The sequence below is a fragment of the Chitinophaga sp. 30R24 genome, from assembly GCF_049056765.1.
Classification (GTDB): domain Bacteria; phylum Bacteroidota; class Bacteroidia; order Chitinophagales; family Chitinophagaceae; genus Chitinophaga.
The window spans coordinates 51,875-67,607 of record NZ_JBJGXX010000009.1 but is presented as its reverse complement, the minus strand read 5'-3'; the positions used below and the strand labels follow the sequence as shown (position 1 = coordinate 67,607).

At 44.5% G+C, this 15,733-nt stretch carries 11 protein-coding genes; 2 read left to right on the top strand and 9 right to left on the bottom strand.

All coding sequences use genetic code 11. The features are described 5' to 3' along the window. Window positions 1-4: 4 nt before the first annotated feature. The 8 genes from ACDQ55_RS16925 to ACDQ55_RS16890 all read right to left on the bottom strand — a co-directional run bounded on the left by ACDQ55_RS16925 (window position 5) and on the right by ACDQ55_RS16890 (window position 11,714). On the bottom strand, window positions 5-451 hold the full coding sequence (locus ACDQ55_RS16925; RefSeq protein WP_420982638.1) for a DinB family protein: 447 nt from the start codon (window positions 449-451) through the stop codon (window positions 5-7). A 27-nt stretch (window positions 452-478) separates the two neighbouring features. Then, on the bottom strand, window positions 479-931 hold the full coding sequence (locus ACDQ55_RS16920) for a MarR family winged helix-turn-helix transcriptional regulator (protein ID WP_420982637.1): 453 nt from the start codon (window positions 929-931) through the stop codon (window positions 479-481). Window positions 932-1,190: 259 nt separating this feature from the next. Continuing rightward, window positions 1,191-2,999, bottom strand: coding sequence for a RagB/SusD family nutrient uptake outer membrane protein (locus ACDQ55_RS16915; RefSeq protein WP_420982636.1), 1,809 nt, complete (start codon window positions 2,997-2,999; stop codon window positions 1,191-1,193). A 66-nt stretch (window positions 3,000-3,065) separates the two neighbouring features. Next, a complete protein-coding gene (locus tag ACDQ55_RS16910; protein WP_420982635.1) occupies window positions 3,066-6,170 on the bottom strand; it encodes a SusC/RagA family TonB-linked outer membrane protein in 3,105 nt (1,034 codons plus the stop codon). 63 nt (window positions 6,171-6,233) lie between these two features. Beyond that, window positions 6,234-6,800: a hypothetical protein gene (locus ACDQ55_RS16905; protein WP_420982634.1), complete on the bottom strand. Its 567-nt coding sequence runs from the start codon at window positions 6,798-6,800 to the stop codon at window positions 6,234-6,236. Window positions 6,801-7,535: 735 nt separating this feature from the next. Then, complete coding sequence (locus tag ACDQ55_RS16900; RefSeq protein WP_420982633.1) at window positions 7,536-8,399, bottom strand: neutral zinc metallopeptidase; 864 nt, start codon at window positions 8,397-8,399, stop codon at window positions 7,536-7,538. 277 nt (window positions 8,400-8,676) lie between these two features. Beyond that, on the bottom strand, window positions 8,677-9,741 hold the full coding sequence (locus tag ACDQ55_RS16895; RefSeq protein WP_420982632.1) for an NAD(P)H-dependent flavin oxidoreductase: 1,065 nt from the start codon (window positions 9,739-9,741) through the stop codon (window positions 8,677-8,679). A 74-nt stretch (window positions 9,742-9,815) separates the two neighbouring features. After that, entirely contained in the window at window positions 9,816-11,714 is a 1,899-nt protein-coding gene (locus tag ACDQ55_RS16890) for a hypothetical protein (protein ID WP_420982631.1), read from the bottom strand. A gap of 184 nt (window positions 11,715-11,898) precedes the next feature. Between ACDQ55_RS16890 and ACDQ55_RS16885 the strand changes: the two genes are divergently transcribed. After that, a complete protein-coding gene (locus ACDQ55_RS16885) occupies window positions 11,899-12,060 on the top strand; it encodes a DUF1328 domain-containing protein (RefSeq protein ID WP_420982630.1) in 162 nt (53 codons plus the stop codon). A gap of 55 nt (window positions 12,061-12,115) precedes the next feature. On the opposite strand, the gene ACDQ55_RS16880 is transcribed toward ACDQ55_RS16885, so the two are convergent. After that, window positions 12,116-12,874, bottom strand: coding sequence for a DUF695 domain-containing protein (locus ACDQ55_RS16880; RefSeq protein WP_420982629.1), 759 nt, complete (start codon window positions 12,872-12,874; stop codon window positions 12,116-12,118). Between the two features lie 348 nt (window positions 12,875-13,222). Here ACDQ55_RS16880 and ACDQ55_RS16875 point away from each other — a divergent pair, with 348 nt between their 5' ends. Then, the gene (locus ACDQ55_RS16875; protein WP_420982628.1) at window positions 13,223-15,712 is read left to right on the top strand and encodes a TonB-dependent receptor domain-containing protein; all 2,490 of its coding nucleotides are present in this window, start codon (window positions 13,223-13,225) and stop codon (window positions 15,710-15,712) included. Window positions 15,713-15,733: the final 21 nt, after the last annotated feature.

Genomic DNA, 15,733 nt, shown 5'->3' with positions numbered 1-15,733 from the left:
GCAATTATGACTGGGTTAAACGCCTGTGATAATTGATCTGTCCGAGATGGTAGTTTAAATGGGCCAGCAGACGCAACAAAAAATATCCGGTAGACATTGTGCTGGAAAAAACAACCTCAGGATAAGTCTTCTCTAACGCTTCCGCAGAAAAACCGGCGATAACAGATAAAACAGTACGGCGGGTAGTACTGATCAACACCAACAATTCTTCTTTGGCAAGCCCGCTATCACTAAATTCCCGTTCCCGCTGGCGTACATACCCAGTATTACCCAACACTGCTCCCACAAAATATTGCAAATTGCCACAAAGATGTAAACAAAGATTACCTCCTGAGTTATTGATCCCTTGGGGTTTTGCCCACAAACCTTCATTAGTGCCATAGGCAGCGATCTCCTCTTCCAGTTTGCTGAGATCCCGTTCATATAAGTTAAGTAGTATACCCGTAAGCATACGCTAAAGATAGGAAAAGCTATGCAATCATCTTTTGATATTATTATAAATACTTTCCAGTACGGATTCCGCATGCTGAAGGTCGTGCCGTGGAACACCCATTTCCGCCATTTCCACCACCGATAACGCCAATGGATATACTTTTTCTTTCAGTTTCTTCCCGGCAGATGTTAGCCAAACCCGTTTGCTACGCCTGTCTGTTTGATCAGTGGCGCGCTTTACTAAACTTCTTTTCTCAAGGTTATCCAGTAACTTGGTGAGGCTGGCTTTATCTTTACCTGTTTTATTAGCCAGCTCTTGTTGCCGGCTACCATCCTGCTCCCCCCATAGGTAACGCAGTATAAAATACATATCCGGTGTAAGATCCAGACCTGCTTTCATAAAAACATTCAATAATTTAAGCCGGTAGGCGGTATGTGCTTTAATAACCGCGCTGGCAATATTCATCCGCAGCTTGGCACTAATATCAAGTTTTTTCATAATATGGTTAATGATTAAACAAGGGTATAAAGTAAAACTGCCACTCCTATTGGAGACCTAATAATTTTCCACCTAAACATAAATGAGCAGACTTTTGTTTAAAGATGATAATCTAACAGGACGAAGAGCTATACCACCCACCTATGTAGAAGCGATTTATGGAGGCGCACATTTTCCAGATTCCTTCGGGCACCAAAATAAAATAGGGCGTATCAGATTTTGATACGCCCTATTTTGTATTTGCCGGTATGGATTATAATTACCAGCCTGGGTTTTGAACCAGATTAGGGTTAATTAATACCTGTTTATTAGGGATTGGGAAGAGGTAATCCCTATCTTTAAAAATACGTGTTTCAATGACTGTTTTCTTGTAGAAATCAGTACCGTTCGCTGTCATGTCTAACCCGTATACCGGGCCATTATTGGTGGTCCCGGCAATTTTCCAGCGGCGGGTATCGAAATAGCGTACATTTTCAAATGCCAGTTCTACTCTTCTTTCGGCGCGGATGGCCTCTCTCATATCTGTTTGCGAAACCGGGACAGGAATCATATTGGCGCCAGCTCCGTATTGCGGAATACCTGCACGGTCGCGGATCAGGTTAACATATTTCAGGATGTCTGCATTCGCCGGATCATATTCATTCAACGCTTCTGCATAATCCAGGTATATGTTGGCCAAACGAAGCAATAAGCAACCGCGTTCCCCTTCATTGGAAGAACCGGTTACATCTTTCCTCACAATATACCCGGTTGGGGAAACATCGGAAGTACTCTGGCTCCTGCCGGAATTACCGTTAAATTCCATGTTGCTGACAATAGGTGTAGAACCCTCCTGGTACAGCCAATAACTATTATTGTAAGTAATGCCTACATAAAAACGGGGTTCCCGGTTTACCCATTGATTATACGTACTTCTGGCGTTCACATCATAGGGTGCTTTAAAGCTCGAAAATCCGCTCTGCTGATAGTCGGCCCCAGCGGCAGTAATAGGTAGTCCATTCGCCATAAAATATGCATCTACCATATTCTGGGTAACTCCCTGAGCGCCGGCTCCATGCTGGTTGGCAGGTAACCCTGCGTGGAAAGGCGTTCTATCATAACGCATATAACTGCCAGAATTAGACCGGCCAAAGATCCATTCTTTGTTCCATTCGTTGGTCATTACATTACGGCAAGAAAGATAGGCGGCGGTAAAGGCATCGCTGTTATTTTCTTTATACAGGTCGTAATATTTAGGCACATACGTATCTATGAATTCTTTGGCAGCAATAGCAGCCCTCTGCCACTTAGCTGCCTCGTAAGTAGTATTTACCAGCAATGCGCCATCCGGGTTCTTAAAATCGCCATAGGCAGCATTACCATTCCAGAGCGGGCTGGCAGCCAACAGCAGGGCTTCTGCTTCATAAGCCTTAGCTACCCCTTTCGATACTCTTCCATATTGTACTCCTACATCTTCCAACAGATCGGATTTAGCTTCTTCCAATTGCTGTACGATATAGTTGATACAGGTATCAATGTGGGAACGTTTCAGCTGCAGCTCCGACGCAGGTGTGTTGATGTCTACCGGCTCTTCACTCAACAAGATCACCGGGCCATAGGTACGTACCAGGAAGAAATAATAAATAGCCCGTAGCGCCCTGGCTTCTGCCTTGTATTGCTTCTGCAAACCAGCATCTACTTCAACGGGATTGGCTTTATTAATGTTCTGAATTAAATAAGAAGCGTTGCGGATCGCTACATAATAATTTTTCCAGTAGTTATCTACATTGTCGTCTGTATTAGCCCAGGCGCCCAGGTTCATGGTATTGGCATACACGAAAGACCAATTATACTTACATTCATCTGAAGCGCCACTCCATACACCCGAATTGTCGGTACCGGCAAATCGTTGCTCAAACTCATTCGGCAGGGAGTTGTATACGTTCGCCAGGAAACGGTCTGTGTTAGTCTTGGATTTAAAAATATCATCGGTGGTCAGCACATCGTCCGGCACCTGCGACAAGTACTTTTTACAGGAAGTGATGCCCAATGCGAGCGTGGCGGTTAATATTAAGAAAACTCTTTTCATTTCATACAGTTTATGCATTGATGTCAATACGGCACTACGCGGATAATTAGCGCAATACAGCTGTCTTTAGAAATTAGCCTGCAGACCGAAGTTCACAGATCTGGTGTTTGGATACTTCGTACCGTTACTGGTATTTAACTCAGGATCCCACAGCTTGAACTTACTCCAGTAGAACAGGTTCAGTCCTTGTACATACACACGGGCATTCCTCATTCCAATGCTTTTCAAGGTGCCTTTAGGCAAGTTGTAGCCTAAGTCGGCTGTTTTGAGACGTAGGAAACTGATATCCTTCACCCACCAGCTGGAGGTCTGCGCATTGTTTTTATTATCGGCATTACCATATGCCAAACGGGGATAAAAAGCATGTGGATTCGGATTGTCTGCCGTCCACCTGTCTTCTGCGATGGCAAACAGATTACTCCTTTCCGGTCCTGTGCTGTTGTTAAATGGAATAATGCCATCGCCAGACAACAACCTGTCTGCACCGGCTACTCCCTGGAAGAATACGCCTATGTAGAAGTTTTTCCAGGAGATATTGGCACCCAAACCATAAATTGTCGTAGGTACGTCACCGTTACCAATGCGGGTCTTGTCGTTGGCATCAATAACCCCATCACCGTTCAGGTCTTTATACTTGATATCGCCTGGGTGTACCTCGTTCCAGGTTTGTTTAGCATGTTTGTTAATGTCTGATTCATCAGTGAACAACCCTTCTGCTATATAGCCAAAGGTAGCCAGGTAGTTGGTACCACGTTTTTCCATGTAGGGATAGGGCTGTTTAGGCTGATCGTTTTCGATCACTTTATCCCGGTTATAGGAAAAGGTAGCGCGCATATCCAATGTCATATTTTTGGCAATAGGAATAGGGCTCAATTCCAATGTACCATCAAAACCTTTATTTTGGATAACGCCCAGATTTCCCCAGGGGCTATTGGTTAATCCTACAAAATCGGAAAGTGATTCCCTTGGCAGGAATACGCCGGTACGTCTTTCTTTAAATACGTCTGCTGTCAGCGAGAGTTTATCATTCAATGTCCTTAACTCCAGTCCCAGGTCTTGTTTATGGGAAGTAGACCAGGTAACGTTGGTACCATAGTCTGTGATTTCCACACCATCATTTCTCACCCTGTCTGGCCCGTTTTTACCAAAATCCAATCCGTTGTCGGTAACGTCTACCAGTGTCAGGTAACCAAAGCGACGGCCGCCATTACCCCCATCCCCTACCTTACCATCGGAATAGCGCAGTTTAAAGAACTGGAATACATTAATAATTGGTTTAAAAAATTGCTCATTAGAGAGTACCCAACCCACCCCAAAAGAGGGGAAGAATCCAAATTTGCGGCTGGGCACAAAGTTCTCGGAACCATTATAACCAAAGTTCACCTCTCCGAAATACCTGTCGTTATATGAATAGGTTACCCTTCCTGCCAATCCCATATTACGGTAGGGCAAAGAATTCGTTAAACTTTCAGAGGCGTCTGCCCGTATTTCTTCCCGCTGGTTGTACAGGATCATGGCAGTAATATGGTTTTTAGTACCGAAGCTCTTGTCGTAGTTCAGGGCGCCTTCCACATAAAACTGACGGGCAGCACTATTGGAGGTATCAAAGTTCAGGTTATCGGAACCATTAGAGATGAGGTTTAGATTAATACTGCCATCTGCGTTATATGGACGCGCCTTATTAATCAGGTAACCGCTTCTGGAACGGGTACGCTCCAGCCCGCGGGCGCCTTTCACGTCGAATGAGAACAAGCCATATGCAGACAAACCAGGCAACAGGGCTTTTAAGTCTTGCGAAATACGCGCATTAGAGTATACCTGGTTCATGAAGGTATTCGTATACCCGGTTTGCGTTACCTGCGCATAGGGATTAGGTTGGGCGCCCTGGGAGTTCACACTAGGCACCAGATTACCCGGATACATGATAGGATACAATACCGGATTGGTTTGCATCACATTCGCAAAAGCATCTTCCGGACCTACGCCAGGTTGGTTATAGGTAGCAATATAACCCTGGATACCCAGATCAAATTTGGTGGTTTTAGTCCAGTTGGTACTAACATTCGAAGTAAAATTATAGCGCTTGTACCTGGTAGCAGCATTATAACTCTGTAACGCGTCTGTTCTCAGCAAACTTTCTTCATCGTAATACGCTAATGATACATAATAACTCGAATTATCATTTCCGCCCCTGGCGCTGAAATTAGCGCGTCTGTTCTGGCTCACATCTTTGAAAAGAGCCGACATCCAATCTACATTCGGATACAGGTTCGGATCTTCTTTCAGAATAGTGGAATTGATCGTATTGTTGGAATATTCTGGCTTCAGGCCAGAGTTGCGCTCAGCCTCATTGCGCAACATCATATACATAACGCCATCAGTAAGTTCCGGTACTTTGGTAAAAGAGGTGACACCCTGGTTATAGTTAAACATCAGGTTAGTTTTCCCTATGTTACCCTTTTTAGTAGTGATGATAATTACTCCGTTTGCACCGGCTACACCATATACTGCTGTAGCAGCTGCATCTTTCAATACGGTAAAAGAAGAGATGTCTTCCGGATCAAAACTGTTGATATCCCGCCCTTGCACGCCGTCTACTACGACCAGGGGACTGGCGCTATTATAGCTATTAAATGTAGAAATACCGCGTATCCAGAGGTCTGCGCCATTGGAACCCGGCAACCCGGAACGCTGTACGCCAACCAACCCGGAAATCCGGCCGGCCAATGCGGCGCTCAGATTGGCTATAGGTTGTTTCAGTTCTTCTACTTTAACGGTAGACTGGGCGCCTACGAGACTAATTTTTTTCTGCTGACCGAAACCTACTACCACTACTTCGTTCAGGCTACTGTTGGTTGCTTTTAGCGTAATATCGAAGTCGATCGTTTTATTGATAACGAAAGTAAAAGGCTCATATCCCACAAGGCGGGCGATCAGGGTATCTCCTCTTTTAGCGTCGATGGCGAAATTACCTGTTGCATCTGTATTAACGCCTGATTTGGAAGACTGGTTGATGATGGTAACACCAGGCATCGGCGCTTTCAGTTCATCTTTCACGTTACCGGTAATCTTTATTTTTTCGGCTTGCTGGGCATATGTCCCGGTGCCCATAAACAAGCCAGACAGGCAAAGGCTGCCCATTATTATACACTTTCTTAGATTGCTAAGCATAGTCGCTTGAGTTAGTTGATGAGTAATGTTGGCTTAACTACTAGTGAAGAATAGGGTGATCGCTTATTGCGGCCGGCTGATCACACGCCATTCGGCCAACTGAAACAGTCCGCTGGCACCGCCTTTCAAGGCACTGATAACCAACCGGTAGTACTTGTATTTATTGGCGTTGGCGAACTCATAACGGATCGTTTTTTTCCTGGCGTCGAAGGTTTCGCCAACCCTGGTATCCAGCGTTGTCCATTCCGACTGATCATTGGAGCCCAGCAATTGCCAGTCTTTCGGATCACGGTCGTCAGCATCATTAGCAGAAGTCAGGGTATAGGCATCAATTCTTACTGCATCCTGGTAACCCAATTGCATATAAAAAGTAGGATCAAAGGAGAAAATCAGGAACTTGGAATCCAGGTCGTTGTCGATCACTTTCCTTGAACCTTCTGCGGCGGTGGCGCCACTTGTGTTTTCAATGTTCACAGAGAGACTGATAGCCAGTTCGGTTAGATCCTTTTCCATTTCCGGATCTGGCGGTAATAGTTCATAGACGCGCTCTTTCTTTTTAGTACATCCCATGAAAACTGCCACCATCAGCGTCAAGAGGAAAAGGGCGCCTTTTTTGGTTGATTTGTGCATATTCATATCTATTTGATTTTGGCTTATAAAAACTTTCAGGATATAGAAAGCCCTGTCCGCATAACGGCGTTGTTGTTCACACCGTTGCCTGCAGAGGACATTTATTGGAATTACAGATATATCACCGTTTATTTTGCTGTTAAGTGCAAAAACGATTTAGCATTCTGGTTACGGTTTAATAATGGTCTATGTTATTCATATAGCCCCTCTCGTTATTAATTAAATAAATACACGTAATATAGCACCGGCGTTCAACAGGTATCTTTCCTGTATTCCGGTCAACTGTCTCTTAGGGACGTGTGAATAGCCTGGCATAATGAGGCATCACTTTCTGATCTTGGTTTGTCTGTTCATCTACTTTTATTATTACCTGCTACCGTTAATGACAGGATTTTCAGGATTTTAGTCACCACTATACGCTTCCCAAAAACCTGTGTCAAAATCTTCATATGAAAAGGAATTGATATTTCCCAAACGGCTATAAAATTATAAGGTTTTCTTAACAAAACCTGTTAACGAAAATTATTGAAATGTAAATGGAATTTAAAACTCATCACAACGGTTTGATTTACAAACGATAATCATCATTTCACCTCATACAGATCAGCGGTCAAAAAAATTACTAAAACGGCTATATGTTTTCCAAGAGATATCTGAATAAAAAGAGGCTATCTCCGTTTTTTGCAAACATAGAGACAGCCTCTTGCTATGATATTGTTGTTGATGTGGTATCGTTTACCAGTTTCCCAGCCCAATGCCGGTATCTCCTTGCTTTACGTCTCCACTCTCAAAACCTTTTTTAAACCAGAACATTCTTTGCTCGGAAGTACCGTGTGTAAAGGCATCTGGCACTACCTGGCCGGTGGCCGCCTTTTGCAAACGGTCGTCACCTACGGCGCTAGCCGCATTGAGGCCGGATGCTATATCACCTGGGTCTAGGAAAGGCTTAATCTTATTAGCACGGTTTGCCCACACTCCTGCCAGAAAATCGGCTTGCAACTCCAGCATTACCGATAATTTATTGTAGTCTTTTTCACTCAAACGGGAACGCATGGCCTGCATTTTTGTGCTAATGCCTAACAGATGCTGCACATGGTGGCCTACTTCATGTGCAATCACATACGCTTTTGAAAAATCGCCCTTCACCCCAAACTTTTGTTCCAGCTCATCGAAAAAAGTAACGTCGAGGTATACCTTTTCGTCTGCCGGGCAATAAAAAGGGCCCATGGCCGATTCAGCAAAGCCGCAGCCGGAAGTGGTACCTTGTTCAAATAGCACCATGCCTGGTACCTGATAGGTTTTATTATCTTCCTGAAATTCCTGCTTCCAAACCCTTTCTGTGCTGCGCAGTACTTTAGAAGCCATTACTTCATAAGTGGATGCATTCTCTTTGGTCAGCTTTTCCACTTTTTCTGTCCCCTGCTGAGGACCTTGTGCCTGTTGCACCGCCTGCATTACCTGCTGGGGATTTTGTTTGAAGAGCAATGCCAGCACTAAAATAATAATGCCGCCGATACCGCCGCCAATACCAATGTTACGCATTCCGCCACCGGTTCGTTTCTCGACGTTGTCGCTCATTTCTTCATCATCAAGACGCATAGTAAATTTAAATTTATGGGTGAAGTTTTCTGACCCCGAATGTACATTTTTCAGCGGGATTCACCCACTTTCCTTCATGGTAAGCAAAAGCTTTTTACCTGTTACTCATTCCTCTTCTCCGCTCACTCAAGCAAGGCATGAAAATTAAACTCCGTATATACATCGCCGTATGAACAACAGCGAATACAACATGTTCCTTATGAAAAGCAGTACTGTTGCTAAAACAATAAATACCTCTACAAACAAATCGCTAATTGCATATAATAACTTGCCAGCATCAAGCAGACAACGCTTCCGTTTCCCGGACCAATTCTTCCAGTATATCTGCGGCACTCCAGGCTTTAGCCTTACCGGCTGCCTGGCCAGCCCAAATGTTAATGAATTCCGGATTATCCAGTTCCCTTGACACGCTACGTATAGGCTGGGTTAAAGCATCCTGATAAGGATAATCACAGACCGTTAACCCGGAAGCTTCTACTTCCCGGATCAGGGTATTGGGAACCGCCCTAGCCCAACGGCCGGAAAAAGCACGGGTAAGCAGGGTATCTGTATCTGTTATCCCCGCCAACGCTTCTTTATGGGCAGGTGTAGCCGCACTTTCATGCGAACGTAAAAACAGGCTACCCAACTGCACTCCTGCAGCACCTAGTTTGCCTGCCGCAATTACTCCCCGTGCATCCATAATTCCACCTGCTGCCACTACGGGCAGGCGCACCCTGTCGACCACCTGTGGTACCAAAGCCATTGTACCTATTACCGGCAATGGTCCGGGCAGAAAAGAACCCCTATGGCCGCCGGCTTCTATTCCCTGAGCCACTATCACATCCGAGCCCGCTTCTTTCAATACGATAGCTTCTGCTACACTGGTAGCCGTTCCCATCAATAATATATCGTGCGATTTAAGCAAACGGACTCCCTCTTCATCAGGCATACCAAAAGTAAAACTCAGCAACTTAATGCCTGCGGCAATGATGGCTGGCAATTGCTCCCTCCAGGAATAAATACGTATATCTTCATAATTTACCGGTACAGCCGCCACCCCCTTTGCCCCGTAAAGAAATTGCAAAAAGTCCTGCATCTTATCAAACACTTTCCGGTCTTGGTACTGCGGAGGCTCATAAATAAAGAGGTTTACGGCAAATGGCTGTGTGGTAAGCTCTTTTACTTCCCGGATCAAAACAGTAACCTTCTCAGGTGGCAAACCTCCCAACGACAAGGAACCCAATCCCCCGCTATTGCTTACAGCGGCTACCATTGCCGGGGTAGTAATCCCTAACATAGGCGCTTGTATCAGTGGATAGGAAACACCCAGCATACGGGTTAATTCATTAGTCCATTCCATAAGCGTGAGTTTACTATAAAAATACGAAAGTTTGCCTTCCCTGCAGCCGGGCTGCAGGGAAGGCATGGAAGCACTTAACGGAAGTTTAGTACGGAAGGCGCTCTTAGTGCGGAAATATCAAAACGGAAATCTACCACGGTAGTAATCTCCAACATCAGCTTATTCACTGGCGCAGGGGCATTGGGATAGTAGTATGCGGATACTTTAAGGGTATTGAGCGAGAGATTTTCATTACGTACCAGAAAACCGCCACCTATACCCAGATAGAGTGGATTGTTGAACAGGTCGCTACTTTTGGCAGAGAGCATGGAACCCTGCAGGGAAGTGAAGAAATTAAACTTAAAGCCCAATAATTTCAATGGACTGTAGTACACTGTTTCGGAGCTGAGGTTTAACCGCTGAAAGCCGTTGAGAGTGGTTCTCTTGTATCCCCATATACCATATTCCATGTTAATATTAAGCGGCTTATTGAAAAAAGGATCGGGACTATTCAGATAATCACCGATAAAGAACTGCCGGAACCTGGATTTGCGGATGGTCACCAACCGGCTATAATACTCTATCCTGGCATGGATAATAGCATCTTCCGTAGCATTGTTCAGCCAATAGGTGCCAATGCCAACCGTAGTATTAAAGAGTCCATGTTTTTTGGTAGTCCAGTATTTCTGGGCTTCAAGCCCGGTGTAGATCCTTCTGCGATCTTTCCAGGTTTCCCAACCGCTAGTGGCACTTACATTATATCCCAGCGGAATATCCTCTGTACGACCGAAACCGAAAAAATAATGGTCTTTGAAATAATCGATACGATAGGCCTGCAACTCCAACAAATATAACCGGTGATTATTGTACACCGGATCTTCTTTATAGCGGATCTGATCCGGTTTTCGCTGAAACAGCAAATTATAGTGCCGGGCCAGCAGGGCTACGTTCGGCTTACTGCCTATCGTACCGTCGTGCCGGTAGTTATTAATGAAGTTATATCCTATCCAACCGTCTATAACCGTATAACTATAATCGCGGTAAGCAGTATCTCCAAGAACCGGCAGGGAACCATGAATATTGATAGACCAATTTTTAGAAAGGGCGAGTCCTCCTACCCACTTGGCTGCATTGCGGTAAAGCGGCCTGTTTAAATTGATGAATATCGCGCCTTCATAAGCATTGGTATCCAGTTGGGCATAATTGTTCAGGGTTGTATAGCCTACGCTCATATCAACGAAAGAGCCCAACATGTTATACTTGGTATAATGTATTTCCGAGTTCCAGCTAGGTGTATAATCAGAACGCCACTGCATACCCAACCGGAGCCCCTGACCTGCTCCAAACAGATCGTTGTTAGATACTCCCGCCCTTATATCTGTTGCACTGAACTGGGAGATATCAGCACCATATTCAAACAGGTCTTTTGTAACTACCTCTACATCTACAGAATCTGCGTCAACGTTTTGGATGTATAAACGCGCATCCTGGATGAACGGGCGGTTACGGAGATAACGTTCATTATCTGCCATTTCAAAAGGGTCGAGGGTTTGATCTTCCCGGAAAAACAGGGACTGGCGGATTACCCATTGCCGGGAGTCGTAGTGTACGCGGTTAGCCAGGTGTATCAGCTTCATGTTGGTGGTAAAAGTGGTATCGTTGATGTTCCGGGGACCAAACACCTTTACCTTTCTATAGTAGATATTTCTGATCACTTTGCCCGCAAAAGGGGTAAAATATGCCTCACTTTTGATAATGATGCTATCGTTGTTAACATAATGATCCGGTTCATCCTGACGGGTAATCCGTTTGATCAGGGATTGGCGGTAGTCTTTATGCCGTATGGAATCCCGGTATTCTCCGATCTTTTTAAATAGCCCATTGCTTTTATGGGGGATAGTATCTGCCGAAAGCGGAAGCTGTTGGCTATCAGCAACTCCCAATGCAGGAAAATGCAGGCTTAACAACCAGCATAAGACAGTTATTGTAGGCAATATTTTTAAGAAGTTCCTCAATTCTAACAGCAGGGAACAATTATATCGAAAAAAAATGGAAATGCAACCACTACAAATATTGTACTGACCGGAACGGAATTAGCTATAAAAAGGCAATTGCTGGCATAACCCTTAATAGCCAGCAGCTTCCAATTCATATTTCACCTCAAAAAAACTTACGCTTATGTTACGTTGGGCATTAATTTTTTTTATTGTAGCCATTATCGCGGCCATATTTGGCTTTTCAGGCCTTGCTGCGGGAGCAGCCTCTATTGCGAAGATCCTCTTCTATATTTTCCTTGTGCTGTTTTTAATTTCGTTTCTGTCGGGGTTATTGAGAAAATAAAAAGAACAACCCACCAGTGATAAGCATTCCTGGTGGGTTATTTGGCTATCAGCCACTATTTTACAATACTGGTTTCCCAGCCGTCGTATTCTGCGTTTACTTGCTGGGCCAACTCCCAGAGGCTCATTACCAAACGGTCAATCGCCGCTTCACTGGCTTTGTCTAAGCGGGAGATACATAATTTATAGGGGAACTCCGGATTATCAGTTTTACCCTCATGCACCAGGGAGAAACCATTTTCTTTGATGTGCTCCCAATAAACATTTTTATCTTCGGTAGTCCTGAAATGTATCCAGTGCTCTACCGGACGCTCTTTCTCACCTGCGTCTCCATGTTGTTGCAGCATACGTAATACTTTCCGGTTTTGTATACGCTGAAACTCATACACATCAGGAAAGAGGAAATCAAAATATAACTCCCAGTTATTATCTTCCTTCATCCCATAGTCGTAACGGTAATCGGGAAAATTAATCATTGCATCTGCAATAAATTTATCATGCAGCAGTGTAGTACCGGTATAAAAATAAAAGTCCCTTACGCCATTGGAAAAGGTTCGGCCAACAAAGTGCGCATCCAGCCTGGTTTGTAACTGCTCCACCAATCTGTCTTCTATTTCACCCATGATGGCAAATTCATCGTTCTGCGGGAATCCGTCTTCACGTGGATTGTTAAGATATACTGTTACATATATGGCATTCGGCTTTTCCTTTAATGGCGCAAATCGTCTCAGATCAAGGTCAAGGCCTATTACTGCTGGACTTTCTTCAATATGGCACGTATAAATATCCCAGTCCGGGCGGTAATCCTTATGCATATAAAAAAATTAAAATAACGCAACAGCGGGCTGTAAAGATACGTAGCTCTCCGTTACAACGGAAAAGATAAACTTATATACGGCCCTTTTTTATCCACAAAATTTAGCGTATGCTTTCCGTTGTCTTCCATGAAGTTATGTTAACCTACTACCAGATTTAACACTACTTAACATTTGTGGTTTATTTTCCGCATATCTATACAACCGGCCACCAGTAAGAATCCTATTCAATTCTGTAGCTGAAACACCTGTCTGCAAAGGGTTCCGTACAACCTTTTATCCTAAAAAGGTGATATTCTTCGTCCTTAAAAACTAATTTTGCGGCACTATAAATTGTTGGAAGCTATTATGAGAAAAATTGTATTGTTTATTACTAGTTGGTTATTGTTATTTTGTTTCACAGCCCTGGCACAACACCCTCCAGGCAAGCCGGGAGCCCCCACCGGCACTATTTACGGTAAATTATTAGACGCCCAAACCGGAAAACCTATCGAATATGCCTCGGTGGCATTACTGCGCCCGGATTCATCTGTACAAACAGGCATGCTCTCTAAAACTAATGGAGATTTTAGTTTTGAAAATATTACCCTTAACAAATATATTCTTAAGATCAATTTTATCGGCTACGAAACGCTCTATAAACCAATTGTTCTTTCTACCCAATCAAACAGCACAGACGCCGGCAACATTAAACTGCAGGCAAATGTAAAATCGCTGGCAACTGTAAATGTGGTAGGCGAAAAGCCAGCTTTTACCATGGCTATCGACAAAAGGGTGTTCAACGTAGATAAAAACCTGTCGAGTATAGGTGGCACTGCTACCGATGTGCTGAAACAGGTGCCTTCCGTGAATGTAGACATAGATGGGAATGTGACCGTACGCAATGGCTCTCCTACCATCTTTATCGATGGCCGTCCTTCTACGCTCACACTAGACCAGATCCCTGCAGATGCTATCCAGAACATAGAAGTGGTAACCAACCCTTCTGCCAAATATGATGCGGAAGGCATGAGCGGTATCCTGAATATCGTCCTCAAAAAAAATAAAAAAACAGGTATCAATGGTTTGGTAAGTGCCGGCGGATCTTCACTCGGTAGCTCCAATGGAGGCGTAGACTTTAACCTGCGCCAGGAAAAGTTCAATTTCTTCCTTAACTATAATTTCCGCAACCGGAAGTCACCCATGACCAGCCGCCTGTACCGGAAAAATAAAGGCGCCGACACCACTACGTATACGGAGCAACTGGAAGATGGCAATTTTTATCGCAAATTCCAAACCGGCCGCATTGGATTCGACTGGTTCGCAGACAACCGGAATACTATCACCCTCTCCGAAAATATCACTACCGGTAACTTCAATAAGTATTTCGACCAAACGGTGAATCAGCAAGACGCCCACCAACAGCAAGTGCGTTATGGCACCGGTATAGATAATACCCTGAACGGTTTCCGTAACTATACCACCCAACTGGGTTATAAGCACACTTTTGCCAAGGCAGGGGAAGAACTAACGGCCGACTTCACCTACAACTATGCCACCGGCGATAACAGCAGCAATTACTCCCTGCAGTATTACGATCTGGAAGGTACGCCCAGCTACGATCCTAACAAACCGGAAGTACGCAATGGCAAAGGCAAAGGCGCTACTACCTATCTCACGGCACAGGTAGACTATGTAAAACCGCTAACAGAAAAATCTAAGCTAGAAATGGGCTTGCGCAGCAATACCCAACGATTCGATAACTACGTAAACACCTTCGGACAAAATTACCCTTCCGGTGCTTTTACACTCGATTCTGCCCTTTCCAATAACTACCATTACCAACAACAAGTAAACGCCGCCTACGCCAGCTATACCGGCGCTAAAGATAACTTCGGCTACCAGGTAGGCTTAAGGGCAGAACAGTCGAACTACAAAGGGGAAACCCGGTTGGGAGACAAAGCTTCCTACAGCATCAATTATCCGGTAAGTTTATTTCCCAGCGTATTCCTGTCGCAAAAATTAAAAGGCGACCATGAGCTGCAACTCAACTACAGCCGCCGTATCCGCCGGCCCTGGTTCAGAGACCTGCTGCCTACCATAGACTATAGCGGCCAAAGCGCCAGCACCGGTAACCCGGAACTGAAACCTGAGTTCACCAACTCTTTTGAACTGTCGTATCTGAAAGACTTTGCCCGCAAACATAACCTGTTAGTATCATTGTATTACCGGAACACCACCAACGCGATTACTAATTTTTATGTAGATACCACCCTGAACCTGAATGGACAGGCCCAACACGTATTACTCACTTATCCTATCAATGCCAGTTCCAGGAACTCATATGGTGCAGAGTTTACCTTGAGAAGCCAACTGACTAAGATATGGGACCTTACTACCAATATCAATCTGGCACAAACAAAGATCGATGCCACCAGTAACGGCAACAACCTATCTAACCAAGGGCTTACCTGGTTTGGTAAATTAAACAGCAACACCAAGCTGCCCTGGAACCTTTCCCTTCAGGTAAGCGCTGAATATGAGTCTAAGCAGATCCTTCCGCAGGGAGAGCAGAAAGCAAAGTGGTCTGCCGATGCTGCTATTAAAAAAGACCTGCTGAAAAAGAAAACATTGTCCGTTTCCCTGGGCATCAATGATATTTTCAATACCGACCGTAATCTTTCCTATACTTCCACCAATTTCTCTGACCAGGAGAACTACCGTAAAAGGGTTACCCGTGAACTGCGTTTTAATGCTGCCTGGCGCTTCGGAAAAATGGATACTAATCTTTTCAAAAAGAAAAACAGTAAACCCAAAGAAAGTGGTAACGGAGATATGGGAGGAGGTGATAATTTCTAAAAGGGCCAACAATAAAAAGCC

What these genes read in the sequence shown, in the direction of transcription:
- ACDQ55_RS16925 (WP_420982638.1), bottom strand. Translation starts at nt 451, where the DNA reads ATGCTTACGGGTATACTACTTAACTTATATGAACGGGATCTCAGCAAA.
- ACDQ55_RS16920 (WP_420982637.1), bottom strand. Translation starts at nt 931, where the DNA reads ATGAAAAAACTTGATATTAGTGCCAAGCTGCGGATGAATATTGCCAGC.
- ACDQ55_RS16915 (WP_420982636.1), bottom strand. Translation starts at nt 2,999, where the DNA reads ATGAAAAGAGTTTTCTTAATATTAACCGCCACGCTCGCATTGGGCATC.
- ACDQ55_RS16910 (WP_420982635.1), bottom strand. Translation starts at nt 6,170, where the DNA reads ATGCTTAGCAATCTAAGAAAGTGTATAATAATGGGCAGCCTTTGCCTG.
- ACDQ55_RS16905 (WP_420982634.1), bottom strand. Translation starts at nt 6,800, where the DNA reads ATGCACAAATCAACCAAAAAAGGCGCCCTTTTCCTCTTGACGCTGATG.
- ACDQ55_RS16900 (WP_420982633.1), bottom strand. Translation starts at nt 8,399, where the DNA reads ATGCGTCTTGATGATGAAGAAATGAGCGACAACGTCGAGAAACGAACC.
- ACDQ55_RS16895 (WP_420982632.1), bottom strand. Translation starts at nt 9,741, where the DNA reads ATGGAATGGACTAATGAATTAACCCGTATGCTGGGTGTTTCCTATCCA.
- ACDQ55_RS16885 (WP_420982630.1), top strand. Translation starts at nt 11,899, where the DNA reads ATGTTACGTTGGGCATTAATTTTTTTTATTGTAGCCATTATCGCGGCC.
- ACDQ55_RS16880 (WP_420982629.1), bottom strand. Translation starts at nt 12,874, where the DNA reads ATGCATAAGGATTACCGCCCGGACTGGGATATTTATACGTGCCATATT.
- ACDQ55_RS16875 (WP_420982628.1), top strand. Translation starts at nt 13,223, where the DNA reads ATGAGAAAAATTGTATTGTTTATTACTAGTTGGTTATTGTTATTTTGT.